The organism is Avibacterium sp. 21-599 (assembly GCF_026226765.1).
Lineage (GTDB): Bacteria > Pseudomonadota > Gammaproteobacteria > Enterobacterales > Pasteurellaceae > Avibacterium.
Map to the genome: position 1 here is coordinate 1,491,437 of NZ_JAKKOB010000001.1, position 15,270 is coordinate 1,506,706.

Here is a 15,270-nt window from a genome sequence, read left to right on the forward strand (position 1 = left end):
ATTGTTTTATTGAGGTAAAAAATGTTATACGGATTTGATATTGGTGGCACAAAAATTGAACTTGCCGTATTCGATGAAAAATTGCAAAAACACTACTCCGAACGGGTAGATACGCCAAAAGAAAGCTATGAGCAATGGCTTGATACCCTTGTTAATTTAGTGAAAAAAGCCGATGAAAAATTTGGTGAAAAAGGCACGGTTGGGCTAGGCTTACCGGGTTTTGTAAATCACGAAACAGGTTTAGCGGAAATCACCAATATTCGCGTGGCAGATAATAAGCCCATTTTACGTGATTTGAGCCAGCGTTTAGAGCGTGAAGTACGGGCAGAAAATGATGCCAATTGTTTTGCCTTGTCAGAAGCGTGGGCGGAAGAAAATCAGCATTACCCAAGTGTGTTAGGGTTAATCTTAGGCACGGGCTTTGGCGGTGGATTAGTCGTTGACGGCAAAATTTACTCAGGGCAAATTGGTATGGCGGGTGAACTTGGTCATATGCAACTCAATTATCACGCCTTAAAATTGCTTGGCTGGGATAACGCCCCGATTTATGAGTGTGGCTGTGGCAACCGCGCTTGCTTAGATACCTATCTTTCAGGGCGAGGCTTTGAGATGCTCTACCGTGATCTAAAAGGAGAAAGCCTATCCGCCAAAGAAATTATCCAACGTTTTTATGCGAAGGATCAACGAGCGGTAGCATTTGTAGAAATGTTCGTGGAACTCGCTGCCATTTCTATCGGCAATATCATCACTGCTCTTGATCCGCATTTAATTGTACTCGGCGGTGGTTTATCCAACTTTGATTATCTCTACGAAGCGCTACCTAAAGCCCTACCTAAACACCTACTGCGTAGTGCCAAAATTCCTACTATTAAAAAAGCCAAATACGGCGATTCAGGTGGCGTAAGAGGTGCAGCAGCGTTGTTTCTTTCGCGCTAATTTTAGGATTAGATTATTCCATTTGTCCTAACAAAATGTGAGACGCTTTGTTTAGAAGGGGAATAGATAAATAAAAAATGTAGAAGATCCCAGATCTTCTACATTCTCACTTGAATTAAAACCAATCAGTAATTTACGGCTGTTTACCAATATATGCCAAGATACCGCCATCAACGTATAAAATATGACCATTGATGAAGTTTGAGGCATCAGAAGACAAGAATACTGCCGCGCCAGCGAGATCTTCTGGCGTACCCCAACGCGCTGCAGGGGTTTTAGCGATGATGAATTGATCGAATGGGTGGCGAGAGCCGTCAGGTTGTCTTTCGCGTAATGGTGCTGTTTGTGGTGTGGCGATATAACCCGGGCCGATCCCGTTACATTGAATATTTGCTTCACCAAATTCTGAACAGATGTTTTTGGTGAGCATTTTTAATCCGCCTTTGGCAGAGGCATAACCCACCACAGTTTCACGGCCTAATTCACTCATCATTGAGCAGATGTTGATGATTTTACCGTGTCCTTTTTTAATCATTGAAGGTAATACGGCTTTTGACATAATGAATGGGCCAGTCAAATCGATGTCGATAATTTTACGGTAGTCTGCTGCGCTGGTTTCTAGCATTGGGATACGTTGGATAATCCCCGCATTGTTTACTAAAATATCAATCACGCCCACTTCATTTTCAATTTTAGCGACGTGTTCTTTTACCGCATTTTCGTCTGTTACATCAAATAAATAACCCTGTGCGTCAATGCCTGCTTCTTTATAGGCAGCGAGACCTTTTTTTAGGTTTTCTTCGTTTACATCATTGAATACAATTTTTGCACCTGCCTGACTGAGTGCTGATGCGATAGCAAAGCCGATACCGTATGATGCCCCTGTAACTAAGGCGATTTTACCTTTTAATGAGAATTGCTCTAAAATATTTGACATAGTTGCTCCTTAAACTCCTTAAAATGAGGTTGTCATTGAAATTTATTATTTAGACTTTGTAATTTTAAAATTATTAAACCATTATTTCAATTTTATTATAGCGAATTATGAGAAATAGAATGTGATGTAGTTCACATTTTTGTGAATTGCACCGAATTTTTATGCCTTATGAGGTTTTTGATGAAAAATTTGAGTAAATAATCAGCGATTTTATTTTTGAACTCTATTTTTTGTTTAATCTCTCCTCACTCTTTTTAGTCAGTGAATTAAATGTTGAATAATAAAGTGCGGTAATTTTTTTAAAAGTTTTTAAAAATAGAGGATTTTTTAATTTTTTATTCTCTTTTTTATCCTAATTGTTCTCTCTTTATATAAAATCTATTAGAATGCAGTCTTTCATTATGAGGAGAAATTATGATTGAGCAAATTATCAGCAACGTGGAACACGCCTTAACGTGGTTTGTCGAAACATTTGATGGCCCTCTTTGGGATATTACCGTAATTACCCTTTTAAGTGTCGGCATTTTCTTTACCGTGACGACAGGGTTGGTGCAATTACGTTTATTTCCACAGAGTTTACGTGAAATGTGGTTTGGGCGTGCTTCTACGGGGGATTCTTTAACACCCTTTCAAGCCTTTGCAACAGGGCTAGCGAGCCGTGTGGGTGTAGGGAATATTGGCGGTGTTGCCACAGCAATTGCGATTGGTGGTGAAGGCGCGGTGTTCTGGATGTGGGTAACGGCGTTGATTGGTATGTCCAGTGCAGTGGCAGAGTCGTCTCTTGCTCAATTATATAAATTAAAAGATAAAGATGGGGTGAGCCGCGGTGGACCTGCTTATTATATTGTGCAAGGCTTAAAATCTCGCTGGCTGGCAGCGTGCTTTGCCATTGCGTTAATCTTTACCTTTGGTTTTGCCTTTAATGCGGTGCAATCTAATGCCATTGTTGAAGCAACAGGTAATGCGTGGAAATGGAATCCAAATTACGTAGGAATTGGCTTGGTGATTTTAACCGCCTTAATTATTTTTGGTGGGGTGAAACGTATTGGTAAAGTATCGGCTCGTATTGTACCGATAATGGCACTGTTCTATTTAATTATGGCAGTAATCATTATGGGAATGCATATTGAAATGATCCCAACTGTGATTGCTAACATTGTGCATAGTGCCTTCTCTTTTGATGCAATGGCTGGCGGTATGTTTGGGGCGATTTTCTCTAAAGCAATGCTAATGGGAATTAAACGTGGTTTATTTTCTAACGAAGCGGGTATGGGATCGGCGCCAAATGCGGCGGCCACTGCGGATGTTAAACACCCGGTGAGCCAAGGGTTAATTCAAATGCTTGGCGTGTTTGTTGATACCATTATTGTGTGTTCTTGTACGGCTATCATCATTTTGCTATCAGACAATTACGGTGGTGAAACGCTGAAAAGTATTTCCCTTACGCAAAACGCTTTACAATATCACGTGGGTGAATTTGGTTTGCATTTCCTTGCTTTTATCTTATTGCTATTTGCATTTTCTTCTATTATTGGTAACTATGCCTATGCAGAAAGTAATATCCGTTTCCTCAAAAATCGCCCTGTAGTGGTGTTTCTTTTCCGCTTAGTGGTGTTATTTTTCGTGTACTTTGGTGCAGTGAATTCAGGGAATGTGGTATGGAGCTTCGCAGATACGGTAATGGCCGTGATGGCATTAATTAACTTGGTGTCTATCGTGTTGCTTTCACCGATTGTTTGGACGTTATTAAAAGATTATCAGCGCCAAATTAAAGCAGGCATTCGTGAGCCAGAATTTAAAATTGAAGAGCATCCTGAGCTTCTTAAACGTGGCGTAAATCCAGATGTTTGGAAATAATTATTGATGTAAGTATGAGGTTGTTTGATGTCAGCACAACACATTGAATTTCAAGAAAAGGTGCAAGCCTTGCTAAAACAGCATAAAGGTGAGCGAATTATTAGCTTTGAATATGAAAATCAGCGCTACTGGCTCAAACAACCTGAACAACTTAAAGGTGTCTGGCGTTTACTTAAACCGCAACCCAAAAAAGCTTTTCAAAACGAATTGAACACCTTGCAGTTTTTAGCTGAAAAAAAAGCACCCGTGCCACAATTAATGGCATTTGGCGAAGATTTTTTAGTGCTAAAAGATGCGGGTAAGACTATCAGCTATTGGGTGGATAAACCTGATCTCAGTTCAATACAGAAGCTGGCTATTTTGGAAGATGGGGTAAAAGCCTTAACGGATTTGCATAAGAAAGGTTTGGTTCACGGTCGCCCAGCACTACGTGATATGGCGTGGCACGAAGGCAAGGTACAGTTTATTGATTTTGAATCCCGTTCTAATCAGACGAATTTAAATTGGCAAAAAGTACGAGATAGCCTTATTTTTATTCACAGTCTTGGGCGTTCAGATAGCATTTCTGATGAGCAAATGCGTTTAACCATCGAGAAATATCAACAATACTGTGAATCTGATATTTGGCAACGAACGGTTTCTTTTTTGCGAAAAAACCGTTGGCTGTATTATTTATTGTTACCTTTTAAACCTATTGCAAGAATGGATCTTATTGCGATTTATCGTTTATTTGAAAATACCTTAAACAACTAAGTGCGGTGCTTTTTTACAAGTTTTTTTGATAAAGCCTTGCTATTTGTTTTTCTATAGGTATAATACGCCACATATTTCGGACGCGGGGTGGAGCAGCTTGGTAGCTCGTCGGGCTCATAACCCGAAGGTCGTTGGTTCAAATCCAGCCCCCGCAACCAATTCATAGAAAGTTCAGTAAAAAGAACCCCAATTTTGGGGTTTTTTTGTACGAGCAATTTAGATGTAGAACTGGGCTGATAGCCCTTTTTTTACGTCCTAATTTTGTGTAGGAGGCGCTAATTGGCAACATTAGAAGAAAAATTATCTGATTTACTCAAGGATTCTGTACAGGATTTAGGCTGTGAACTTTGGGGTATCGAATGCCAGCGCATGGGAAGATTTTTAACCGTGCGTTTATATATTGATAAAGAGGGTGGCGTAACCGTTGATGATTGTGCAGATGTGAGCCGTCAGGTCAGCGCAATTTTAGATGTGGAAGATCCGATTGCGGATAAATATAACCTTGAAGTCTCTTCACCGGGGCTTGATCGTCCATTATTTACCTTAGCGCAATATGCTCGCTTTATTGATCAAGAGATTATCGTGCATTTACGTATTCCTGTATTAGAACGCCGTAAGTGGCAAGGAAAATTAGCGCATATTGAAAATGATATGCTGACGTTAATAGTTGATGGACAGCCTCAAGTATTGGTATTTGGTAACATTCAAAAAGCCAATGTGGTACCTAAATTTTAAGTTTATATAGGAAGAAAAGAAAAAATGAGTAAAGAGATTTTATTAGCTGCGGAAGCAGTATCAAATGAAAAATTGTTACCTCGTGAGAAAATTTTTGAAGCTTTAGAAAGTGCGATTGCTCTCTCTACGAGAAAAAAATATGAACAAGAAATTGATGTGCGTGTAGTGATCGATCCAAAAACGGGTGAATTTGATACATTCCGTCGCTGGTTAGTGGTGGATGAAGTAACCAATCCAACAAAAGAAATCACCCTTGAAGCGGCACAATTTGATGATCCTAAGGTACAGGTTGGGGATTATGTGGAAGATCAAATTGAATCTGTGGCGTTTGACCGTATTACAATGCAAACCGCACGCCAAGTGATTAGTAGCAAAATCCGTGAAGCGGAGCGTAATAAAATCGTTGAGCAATTCCGTTCTAATGAGGGCGAAATTGTGACGGGAACGGTGAAAAAAGTAAACCGTGAAAATATTATTTTAGATTTAGGTCAGCAAGCGGAAGCGGTGATTTTGCGTGAAGATATGTTACCACGCGAGAATTTCCGCCCGGGTGATCGTGTGCGTGGTGTGTTATACCGTGTTAGCCCAGAAAGCAAAGGCGCACAGCTTTTTGTTACCCGTGCAAAACCTGAAATGATTATCGAATTATTCCGCATTGAAGTGCCAGAAATCGGTGAAGAGCTGATTGAAATCAAAGGTGCAGCACGTGATCCGGGTTCGCGCGCTAAAATTGCTGTAAAAAGCAATGATAAACGTATTGATCCTGTTGGGGCTTGTGTCGGAATGCGCGGTTCACGCGTGCAGGCAATTACCAATGAATTAGGCGGAGAGCGTGTTGATATTGTGTTATGGGATGACAATCCAGCTCAGTTTGTGATTAATGCAATGGCACCGGCGGATGTGACGTCTATTGTTGTTGATGAAGATAATCATTCTATGGATATTGCGGTTGAAGCGGAAAACTTGCCACAAGCCATCGGACGTAATGGACAAAATGTACGTCTAGCCAAACAACTGACAGGTTGGACATTAAATGTAATGACCACAGAAGAGCTTAATGAAAAACATCAAGCTGAAGATAATAAAGTGCTTAAACGCTTTATTGAGGCATTAGAAATTGATGAAGAATTTGCTCAAATCCTTGTAGAAGAAGGGTTCACTAGCTTAGAAGAACTTGCTTATGTTCCAGTTAATGAATTAACAGCAATTGATGGGTTAGAAGATGAAGATCTTGTTGAGGAATTACAAACTCGAGCTAAAAACGCCTTGACTGCTGCGGCATTAGCGGAAGAAGAAGCGTTAAAACAAGCGCATATTGAAGATAAATTATTAAATCTTGAAGGAATGAACCGCCATCTTGCGTTCAAATTAGCAGAAAAACAAATCACGACCTTAGAAGAATTAGCGGAACAAGGTGTGGATGATTTAGCCGATATTGAAGAATTAAGTGCCGAACAGGCCGCAGATTTAATTATGGCGGCACGTAATATTTGTTGGTTCAGTGAAGAATAAAGAAGGGTGTAAAAACTATGGTAGATGAAGTCAAAAAATCGGATGCACCGAAAAAATTAAGCATACAACGCCGTACTAAAACCACGGCAAATACCACCACAAGTACTGGTAAAAATAAAACAGTACAAGTAGAGGTACGCAAAAAACGCACTGTTCCAACAGAAGCTGCAATTCGTGCGGAAGAAGAGGCTCGCTTAAAAGCAAAACAAGAAGCTGAGAAGAAAGCGGCTGAAGAGAAAGCAGCCGCAGAAAAAGCACAGAAAGAAGCTGAAAAAGCGAAAAAAGAAGCGGAAAAAGCAGAGCAGGAAAAACGTCAGGCTGAACAAAAAGCAAAAGAAAATGCGGATAAAACCGCAAAAGACAGCGCGAATAAAGCAATTAATGAAGAAAAAGAACGTCTTAAAGCCGAAGAAGCAGAGCTTCGCCGTAAAGCGGATGAATTAGCACGTCAAAAAGCAGAAGAGCAAGCCCGTAAAGCGGCAGAAGAAGCGAAACGCTATGCGGATTTAGCAAGTGCGGATGAAAAAAATGAAATTTCTGAAGATTATTCAGATTATCATCTGACTTCAAGCTATGCGCGCGAAGCAGAAGACGAAGAAGAGCGCCGCAATGAAAATCGTGGTCGTGGTAAAAATAAAGTTGTCAAAGCGAAAAAAGGCGGACGTGAAGACGACAACAACAAAAATGAGCGTGAATCAAATCGTCGTAATCAAAAAGACATTAAAGGTGGCAAAGGCGCGAAAGGTAAGCAAGGCAAAAAAGGTAGTAGCTTACAACAAGGCTTCACCAAGCCCGCAGCACCAGTAAACCGTGATGTGGTGATTGGGGAAACCATTACCGTCGCGGAACTTGCGAACAAAATGGCAGTGAAAGCCACTGAAATCATCAAAACAATGATGAAAATGGGCGAAATGGTTACCATTAACCAAGTGATCGATCAAGAAACAGCACAGCTTGTAGCCGAAGAAATGGGACACAAAGTGATCCTACGCAAAGAAAATGAGCTAGAAGAATCTGTATTAGGCGATCGTGATGTGAATGCTGAAAAAGTAAATCGTGCGCCAGTGGTAACTATTATGGGACACGTTGATCACGGTAAAACTTCCTTACTTGACTACATTCGTAAAGCCAAAGTGGCAGCTGGCGAGGCGGGTGGGATTACCCAACACATTGGTGCTTACCACGTTGAAACAGATGATGGCAAAATGATCACTTTCCTTGATACCCCGGGACACGCCGCCTTTACCTCAATGCGTGCGCGTGGTGCAAAAGCAACGGATATCGTCGTGCTTGTGGTTGCCGCAGATGATGGCGTGATGCCACAAACCATTGAAGCAATCCAACACGCAAAAGCAGCCGGTGTGCCAATCGTTGTGGCGGTGAATAAAATTGATAAGCCTGAAGCAAACCCAGATCGCGTCGAACAAGAGTTGTTGCAACACGAAGTAATTGCAGAAAAATTTGGTGGCGATACCCAGTTTGTTTATGTTTCTGCGAAAAAAGGAACAGGGGTGGATGAATTACTTGAAGCCATCTTATTACAATCTGAAGTGTTAGAACTCAGTGCCGTGAAAGACGGAATGGCAACTGGGGTGGTGATTGAGTCATATCTTGATAAAGGCCGTGGTCCAGTGGCAACCATCTTAGTTCAATCAGGAACATTACGCCGTGGTGATATTGTGCTTTGTGGTTTTGAATATGGCCGTGTACGTGCAATGCGAGATGAAAATGGTAAAGACATTTCAGAAGCAGGCCCATCAATTCCAGTGGAAGTATTAGGCTTATCTGGTGTGCCATCTGCGGGTGATGAAGCCACTGTGGTACGTGATGAGAAAAAAGCCCGTGAGGTGGCACTATATCGTCAAGGTAAATTCCGTGAAGTGAAATTAGCCCGTCAGCAAAAAGCGAAGTTGGAAAATATGTTCAGCAATATGGCAGAAGGCGATGTGGCAGAATTGAACGTTATTGTCAAAGCAGATGTTCAAGGTTCGGTAGAAGCGATCGTTCAAGCCTTACAAGAGCTTTCAACCGCAGAAGTGAAAGTGAATGTCGTTGGTTCTGGCGTGGGCGGAATTACTGAAACCGATGCAACTTTAGCTGCGGCATCTAATGCGATTATTGTTGGTTTTAACGTTCGTGCCGATGCGTCAGCACGCCGTATCATTGAAAATGAAAATATTGATTTGCGTTATTATTCTATTATTTATGAACTACTTAACGAAATCAAAGCAGCGATGAGCGGTATGTTACAGCCTGAATTTAAGCAAGAAATTATCGGTCTTGCAGAAGTGCGTGATGTATTCCGTCATCCGAAATTTGGTGCAATCGCAGGTTGTATGGTTACCGAAGGTGTGGTGAAACGTAATAACCCAATCCGTGTATTACGTGATAACGTGGTGATCTTTGAAGGGGAATTGGAATCTCTCCGCCGTTTCAAAGATGACGTCGCAGAAGTGCGTAATGGAATGGAATGCGGTATTGGCGTGAAAAACTACAACGATGTGAAAGTTGGTGACCAAATTGAAGTCTTTGAAGTGGTTGAAATTAAACGCTCAATTTAATGAATGAGAAAGTGCGGGTGTTTTTATCCGCACTTTTACTTAACACAATAAATGGGATAGGCTTTTCGTCACAGGTTACACCTTAAGCGAGGCAAGCGTTATCCTCTTTTTATTTATAGGAAAAGGAAATGGCAAGAGAATTTAAACGCTCAGATCGCGTAGCACAGGAATTACAAAAAGAAATTGCAGTCATTTTACAGCGTGAAGTCAAAGATCCTCGTATTGGAATGGTTACCGTTTCTGATGTAGAAGTGTCGCGCGATTTGGCTTATGCAAAAGTTTTTGTAACCTTTTTATTTGATCAAGATGAAAGTATTATTGAAAGTGGAATGAAAGGGTTAGAAAAAGCTGCACCTTATATCCGTTCATTATTGGCGAAAGCGATGCGTTTACGGATCGTTCCTGAGCTACGTTTTATTTATGATCAATCTTTGGTCGAAGGAATGAGAATGTCTAACTTGGTGAGTGAAGTGATTCGTGATGATGAAAAACGCCACCAGCCAGAACCGCATAACCAAGAAGATGCCGACAAAAATAATGAGTAGAGCAAAAAATAAAGGTCGCCACATTCACGGAATTTTTTTGTTAGATAAGCCACAAGGGGCAAGTTCTAACCAAATTATGCAACAAGTGAAACGGCTTTTTCAGGCAAATAAGGCAGGGCATACAGGGGCGTTAGATCCCCTCGCTACGGGGATGTTGCCCATTTGTTTAGGTGAGGCGACCAAGTTTTCGCAATATTTGCTTGATTCTGATAAGCGTTATTTGGTCACGGCGAAATTGGGTGAACGTACAGATACCTCTGATGCAGATGGACAAGTGGTGCAACATCGAGAAGTGCGGGTGGAAATCTCAGAAATTTTGACCGCACTTGATCAATTTCGTGGCGAGATTATGCAAGTGCCGACAATGTTTTCAGCCTTGAAACATCAAGGGAAACCGCTATATGAATATGCGCGTGCAGGCATTACCGTGGAACGTGAACCACGTCCCATCACCATTTTTGAACTGAAATTTATTGATTACCAAGCTCCTTATTTAACGCTGGAAGTACATTGTTCTAAAGGCACTTATATTCGCACTTTAGTTGATGATTTAGGTGAAGTGTTAGGTTGTGGCGCACACGTAACGATGCTTCGCCGCCTTGCGGTGGCGGATTATCCGCAGCAAGCGATGATGCGCTTAGAAGATCTTAACGCCTTAAGCGAACAGCAGGATTTAAGTTTGCTAGATCAGCATTTATTACCTATCGACAGTGCGGTGAAATCCTTACCCGCTTTGCTTTTAACTGCTGAGCAAAGCCGAGCCGTAGGCTTTGGGCAACGTGTGAAGTTTGATAATCCCCAACAGATTTACGGACAGGTGCGGTTATTTTCTGATAAACATCAGTTTTTAGGTGTGGCAGAAGTGGATAAAAATAACGTTATCCGACCAAGCCGAATGGTCGCATTAGATTTATTATAAAGATTAAAGGGGCAAACGCCCCTTTTTTATTTGTCTTGATTTTATTTGGAAAATTTATTCCACTTTAACAATCCAACCTTCAGGCGCTTCAATATCACCAAATTGAATACCTGTCAGTTCGTTATAAAGACGTTGGGTGATTTCGCCAACTTCTGTTTCTGAATAGAAAACGTGGAAGTCATCGCCATATTGAATACCGCCAATTGGTGTAATCACTGCCGCTGTTCCACAAGCCCCAGCTTCTTTGAATTGGTCTAATTCATTAATATAAATATCCCCTTCAAGGGTATCTAAACCAAGACGTTCTTTTGCCAAATAGAGCAGAGAATATTTCGTGATACTTGGTAAAATTGATGGGGAAAGCGGGGTAATAAACTTATTATCTTTCGTGATACCAAAGAAATTTGCTGAACCCACTTCTTCAATTTTAGTGTGAGTGGCGGGATCAAGATAAATACAGTCACTAAAGTTACGCTGTTTGGCTAATTTGCCCGGATAAAGGCTTGCTGCATAGTTTCCGCCCACTTTAGCCGCGCCAGTACCTTGTGGGGCTGCACGATCGTAGCCAGAAACAATAAAATTAGTCGGTTTCATTCCACCTTTGAAATAGGCACCGACAGGACAACAGAAAATAGAAAAGATGTATTCTTTTGCAGGGGTTACGCCTACATTATCTCCCACGCCAATCACAAATGGACGTAAGTAAAGTGTTGCTCCTGTGCCGTAAGGGGCAAGCCAAGATTGATTCGCTTTGACAACTTGTTTACAGGCATCAATAAACATTTCAACAGGGACTTCAGGCATGAGTAAACGTTGGCAACTTTTTTGCATTCTTAAGGCATTTTGATCTGGACGGAAAAGATTAATTGAGCCATCTTTACAGCGATATGCTTTTAACCCCTCAAAGCATTGTTGTCCATAATGTAATGCGGTTGATCCCTCGCTAATATGAAGCACATTATCTTGGGTGAGTTCCCCTTTAGACCATTCTCCGTCTTTCCAGTGAGCAATATAACGATAATCCGTTTTGATATAGCCAAAACCAAGATTTTGCCAGTCAATGTTTTTTAGTGTCATTTTATTTCCTTATTAATGATGTTGTTACAACAGAATGGTTTTAATCTACACCATTATTTAAAACTTGCAACAATAAAAGTGCGGTTATTTTTGAATTTATTTTTTCTTAGAAAAAATACGATGTCTTCTGTACGGCTAACAAGGAAATCTATTTCGAGGAAAAGTGAAACTGTGGTAGGATCTCGCACATAAAAAAACACCGCTCAATTGAGCGGTGTCTAACCTAATTAGGTCAAAAAATATACAGGAAGTGAAATGAGTAACTAATCAGTTACTCTGTTCGGTTTCCCGAACTATGCAAACACAACATCATACTTAAGTCGAAACTCTTAACCAATAAGGAATTACCAATCATTAAGTATGCGCGTATTGTAGTGAGATGTACGGACGAGAACAAAGGATATTTTTTTATCCCTTGCATTAAAAAAACTAATAGATAAATCAGTGAGTTAGTATAACTGATTATTTTTCATTTGAGAAGAATTTATGTATAAACGTTTGCCTCCCTTGAATTCACTGAAAGCTTTTGAATGTGCGGCTCGCCATTTGAGTTTCACAAAAGCAGCGGATGAACTCTTTGTGACCCAAGCAGCAGTGAGTCATCAAATTAAATTATTAGAAGATTTTTTAGGCATTGAATTATTTAAACGTCAGCACCGAGCGTTAGTGCTAACTGAGTTAGGACAGATTTATTTCAAAGAAGTGACAGAGATTTTACGCCGTTTGTCTGAGGTTACGCAAAAACTAATGACGCAGAAAAATGAAAAACATATTGCGATTAGTGTACCCCAAACCTTTGGCATTCAGTGGCTTGTGCCTCGTTTAAGTGGGTTTAATGCCCTTTATCCAGATATTGAAGTTCGCTTGACAGGCGTGGATCAAGATGAAGGATTGCTGAACCGCGAAATTGATATTGCGATTTATTATGGACGTGGCGCGTGGGAAAATCTGCAAGTGGAAAAATTAGCAGAGGAAAATTTGCTCTTGCTTGCCTCACCAAAATTATTGGCTAAACAGCCGGTATATTCAGCAGATGATCTTAAAAAACATACGCTGATTCATATTCATACCCGTGATAACTGGCAAAATATGGCGAATCATTTACAATTAAAAGCGTTGGACATTCAGCACGGCCCTATTTTCAGCCATACTTTTATGGCCTTGCAAGCTGCCGTACACGGACAAGGCATTGTACTCGCTAACCGTGTGCTAGCTCAGCAAGAAATTGATCGTGGTACACTGCAAGTGGTGTTACCAATCCAACTCAAAGATCCAAAATCTTTTTATGTAGTTAATCAATTAGATAAAGCGAATGATGAGCAAATTCTCGCATTTCGCCAATGGATAATTAAAGAAATAAGAAACAATAATGAATAAACTTGCCTTATATTGCCGTATTGGCTTTGAAAAAGAACTTGCCGCCGAAATTACTGATAAAGCAGCCGAACGTGGTATTTTTGGCTTCGCCCGTGTTGAGCCAAATTCAGGTTATGTGATTTTTGAATGTTATCAGGCTGGTGAGGCGGATCGATTGGCACAAGAACTGCCTTTTGACCAACTGATTTTTGCTCGCCAAATGATTGTTGTATCAGATTTATTACAAGACCTCTCACCTGAAGATCGTATTAGCCCTATTTTATTGCAATATCAGCAAGATGAATTGGCGAAAAAACTCAAAAATAGCACCGAATTATTTGTTGAAACTGCCGACACCAATGAAGCAAAAGAATTGTCTGGATTTTGCCGTAAATTTACCGTACCTTTGCGTAATATTTTGAAAAAAGAAGGCTTTTTACAGGGCAAAGGCAATCATCAACATACCCTAACGTTGCACGTTTTTTTCTTGCAATCAACAGCGTGCTATGTAGGGTATTCTTACAACCATAATCATTCGCCATATTTTATGGGCATTCAACGGCTTAAATTCCCCGCAGAGGCACCAAGTCGCTCGACCTTAAAATTAGAAGAAGCCATTTTAACCTTCATTCCTAAACAAAAAGAAAGCCAATACTTAAATGAAAATCAGTATGCGGTTGATCTCGGTGCTTGCCCGGGAGGATGGACGTATCAATTGGTTAAACGTGGTTTATTTGTTTATGCGGTAGATCACGGCAAAATGGCAGCGAGCCTACACGAAACGGGTCGCATTGAACATTGTGCTGAAGACGGTTTTAAATTTCAACCACCGAAACGTCGCCGTATTGATTGGCTAGTATGTGATATGGTCGAACAGCCAAGTCGTATTGCGCAATTAATTACAAAATGGTTCATTAATGGGTGGTGCCAAGCCAGCATTTTTAATTTAAAATTGCCAATGAAAAAACGTTATGTAGAAGTGAAAGAATGCCTAGCAATGATTGAACAAGCCTTAGATCAACAAGGAATGAAATTCAAACTTAAAGCAAAGCATCTGTATCACGATAGGGAAGAGATCACCGTTTATCTCTATTTACTGCCTTAATTAAAGTGCGGTGGAAAATTTGCTAATTTTATCTTACTGAATAGCTTTAATGTTGTCTTAATTCAGTTTATAAACTCCCCCAAAGAAAATAAGCGTTTCTCTTAGTGGTAAAGAGGAACGCTTATTTGTTATTAATGGCTTTTTTAGTATTTAGAGCCTAAAGCCTTACCAACAGCTTCTGACGCTTTACTACTTGCTTCAATTTGCGCTCTTTGTACCGCACTATCTTTCGCTGAGTTTGCAATATTGCCTAATTCCTTTTGTAATTCTGCACAGCCTACAAGTGAGGTTGATACGATAGCCATTGCAGCAAAAAATAATTTGTTCAATTTCATATTAATATCCTTCTAAATAAAAAATAGTGATGAACGTTTAAGATAACACTTAAACCAATATAGTTTAATATTAAACTATATTGGTTTACAAGAGGTTTTTTCAATCGGTCATAATTCACCAAATGAAAATACCGAATGAAAAAGAAAAATTTAGTGAGAGATTGAAGCTAGCACTTGCAACAAAATATCCTAACACATTGAAAAATAGTGAAATTGCAACGAAATTTAATCTCCAGCACCCAAATGAGCCAGTGACACAGCAAGCGGTTTACAAGTGGTTAAACGGCTTAGCAATTCCTTCACTGGATAAAATTGATACCTTAGCAAATTGGTTAAAGGTAAAACCAATTTGGTTAAGGTATGGCGTGTCTGAACATACACAAATAGATACAATGAATGAAACTCTAGTTGAATTGATTTCTTCCTTATCTGAAAAGCAAAAACGAGCAATCTTACAGCTTATTTTGGCATTTCAAACGGGAGAGGAATAAGTAAACTTTTGCCCGTTTTTTGAACTAGAAATAACGTACGGTTTATTGTGTTCTTACACCAAAGTGCGGTGGAAAATTCATAAAAATTTCACCGCACTTCTTGCCTTTTAGCAAAATCCCCCTATAATTTAAAACTGTATAAAAAAACAGT

General features: G+C 40.2%; 14 protein-coding genes and 1 tRNA gene. 12 read left to right on the plus strand and 3 right to left on the minus strand.

Features of this window, described 5'->3' with window-relative positions:
* Positions 1-21 precede the first annotated feature (21 nt).
* Positions 22-936 (plus strand): N-acetylglucosamine kinase, encoded by a 915-nt coding sequence (nagK, locus tag L5B83_RS07170; RefSeq protein ID WP_265778002.1) that lies wholly within the window; start codon positions 22-24, stop codon positions 934-936.
* A gap of 133 nt (positions 937-1,069) precedes the next feature.
* Here nagK and L5B83_RS07175 read toward each other — a convergent pair whose 3' ends face one another.
* A complete protein-coding gene (locus L5B83_RS07175) occupies positions 1,070-1,873 on the minus strand; it encodes a gluconate 5-dehydrogenase (RefSeq protein ID WP_250363160.1) in 804 nt (267 codons plus the stop codon).
* A gap of 414 nt (positions 1,874-2,287) precedes the next feature.
* On the opposite strand from L5B83_RS07175, the gene L5B83_RS07180 reads away from it, so the two are divergent.
* The 8 genes from L5B83_RS07180 (at position 2,288) to truB (ending at position 10,755) form a co-directional block, all read left to right on the plus strand.
* Positions 2,288-3,730 carry an alanine/glycine:cation symporter family protein gene (locus L5B83_RS07180; RefSeq protein WP_265778003.1) on the plus strand — a complete coding sequence of 481 codons (1,443 nt, stop codon included), beginning with the start codon at positions 2,288-2,290 and terminating at the stop codon, positions 3,728-3,730.
* 24 nt (positions 3,731-3,754) lie between these two features.
* The gene (locus tag L5B83_RS07185; RefSeq protein ID WP_442780627.1) at positions 3,755-4,483 is read left to right on the plus strand and encodes a protein kinase family protein; all 729 of its coding nucleotides are present in this window, start codon (positions 3,755-3,757) and stop codon (positions 4,481-4,483) included.
* Between the two features lie 81 nt (positions 4,484-4,564).
* Positions 4,565-4,641: transfer RNA gene (locus L5B83_RS07190), tRNA-Met, on the plus strand.
* A 121-nt stretch (positions 4,642-4,762) separates the two neighbouring features.
* Positions 4,763-5,218, plus strand: coding sequence for a ribosome maturation factor RimP (rimP, locus tag L5B83_RS07195; protein WP_265778005.1), 456 nt, complete (start codon positions 4,763-4,765; stop codon positions 5,216-5,218).
* A gap of 24 nt (positions 5,219-5,242) precedes the next feature.
* The gene (gene nusA, locus L5B83_RS07200) at positions 5,243-6,730 is read left to right on the plus strand and encodes a transcription termination factor NusA (protein WP_265778006.1); all 1,488 of its coding nucleotides are present in this window, start codon (positions 5,243-5,245) and stop codon (positions 6,728-6,730) included.
* A gap of 17 nt (positions 6,731-6,747) precedes the next feature.
* A complete protein-coding gene (gene infB, locus L5B83_RS07205; RefSeq protein ID WP_250363157.1) occupies positions 6,748-9,291 on the plus strand; it encodes a translation initiation factor IF-2 in 2,544 nt (847 codons plus the stop codon).
* Between the two features lie 128 nt (positions 9,292-9,419).
* Positions 9,420-9,836: a 30S ribosome-binding factor RbfA gene (gene rbfA / locus L5B83_RS07210; RefSeq protein ID WP_250350478.1), complete on the plus strand. Its 417-nt coding sequence runs from the start codon at positions 9,420-9,422 to the stop codon at positions 9,834-9,836.
* Positions 9,829-10,755: a tRNA pseudouridine(55) synthase TruB gene (gene truB / locus L5B83_RS07215; RefSeq protein ID WP_265778007.1), complete on the plus strand. Its 927-nt coding sequence runs from the start codon at positions 9,829-9,831 to the stop codon at positions 10,753-10,755. Before rbfA ends, truB begins: the two co-directional genes overlap by 8 nt.
* 54 nt (positions 10,756-10,809) lie before the next feature.
* Here truB and L5B83_RS07220 read toward each other — a convergent pair whose 3' ends face one another.
* On the minus strand, positions 10,810-11,832 hold the full coding sequence (locus L5B83_RS07220; protein WP_265778008.1) for a branched-chain amino acid aminotransferase: 1,023 nt from the start codon (positions 11,830-11,832) through the stop codon (positions 10,810-10,812).
* Positions 11,833-12,318: 486 nt separating this feature from the next.
* Here L5B83_RS07220 and L5B83_RS07225 point away from each other — a divergent pair, with 486 nt between their 5' ends.
* Positions 12,319-13,209, plus strand: a complete 891-nt coding sequence (locus L5B83_RS07225) for a transcriptional regulator GcvA (RefSeq protein WP_250350475.1) — start codon at positions 12,319-12,321, stop codon at positions 13,207-13,209.
* Positions 13,202-14,293 (plus strand): 23S rRNA (cytidine(2498)-2'-O)-methyltransferase RlmM, encoded by a 1,092-nt coding sequence (gene rlmM, locus L5B83_RS07230; protein ID WP_265761821.1) that lies wholly within the window; start codon positions 13,202-13,204, stop codon positions 14,291-14,293. The genes L5B83_RS07225 and rlmM overlap by 8 nt, the downstream gene beginning before the upstream one ends.
* A gap of 143 nt (positions 14,294-14,436) precedes the next feature.
* On the opposite strand, the gene L5B83_RS07235 is transcribed toward rlmM, so the two are convergent.
* Positions 14,437-14,628: a hypothetical protein gene (locus tag L5B83_RS07235; protein ID WP_265761822.1), complete on the minus strand. Its 192-nt coding sequence runs from the start codon at positions 14,626-14,628 to the stop codon at positions 14,437-14,439.
* A 122-nt stretch (positions 14,629-14,750) separates the two neighbouring features.
* Between L5B83_RS07235 and L5B83_RS07240 the strand changes: the two genes are divergently transcribed.
* Positions 14,751-15,119, plus strand: a complete 369-nt coding sequence (locus tag L5B83_RS07240) for a transcriptional regulator (RefSeq protein WP_265761823.1) — start codon at positions 14,751-14,753, stop codon at positions 15,117-15,119.
* Positions 15,120-15,270 lie beyond the last annotated feature (151 nt).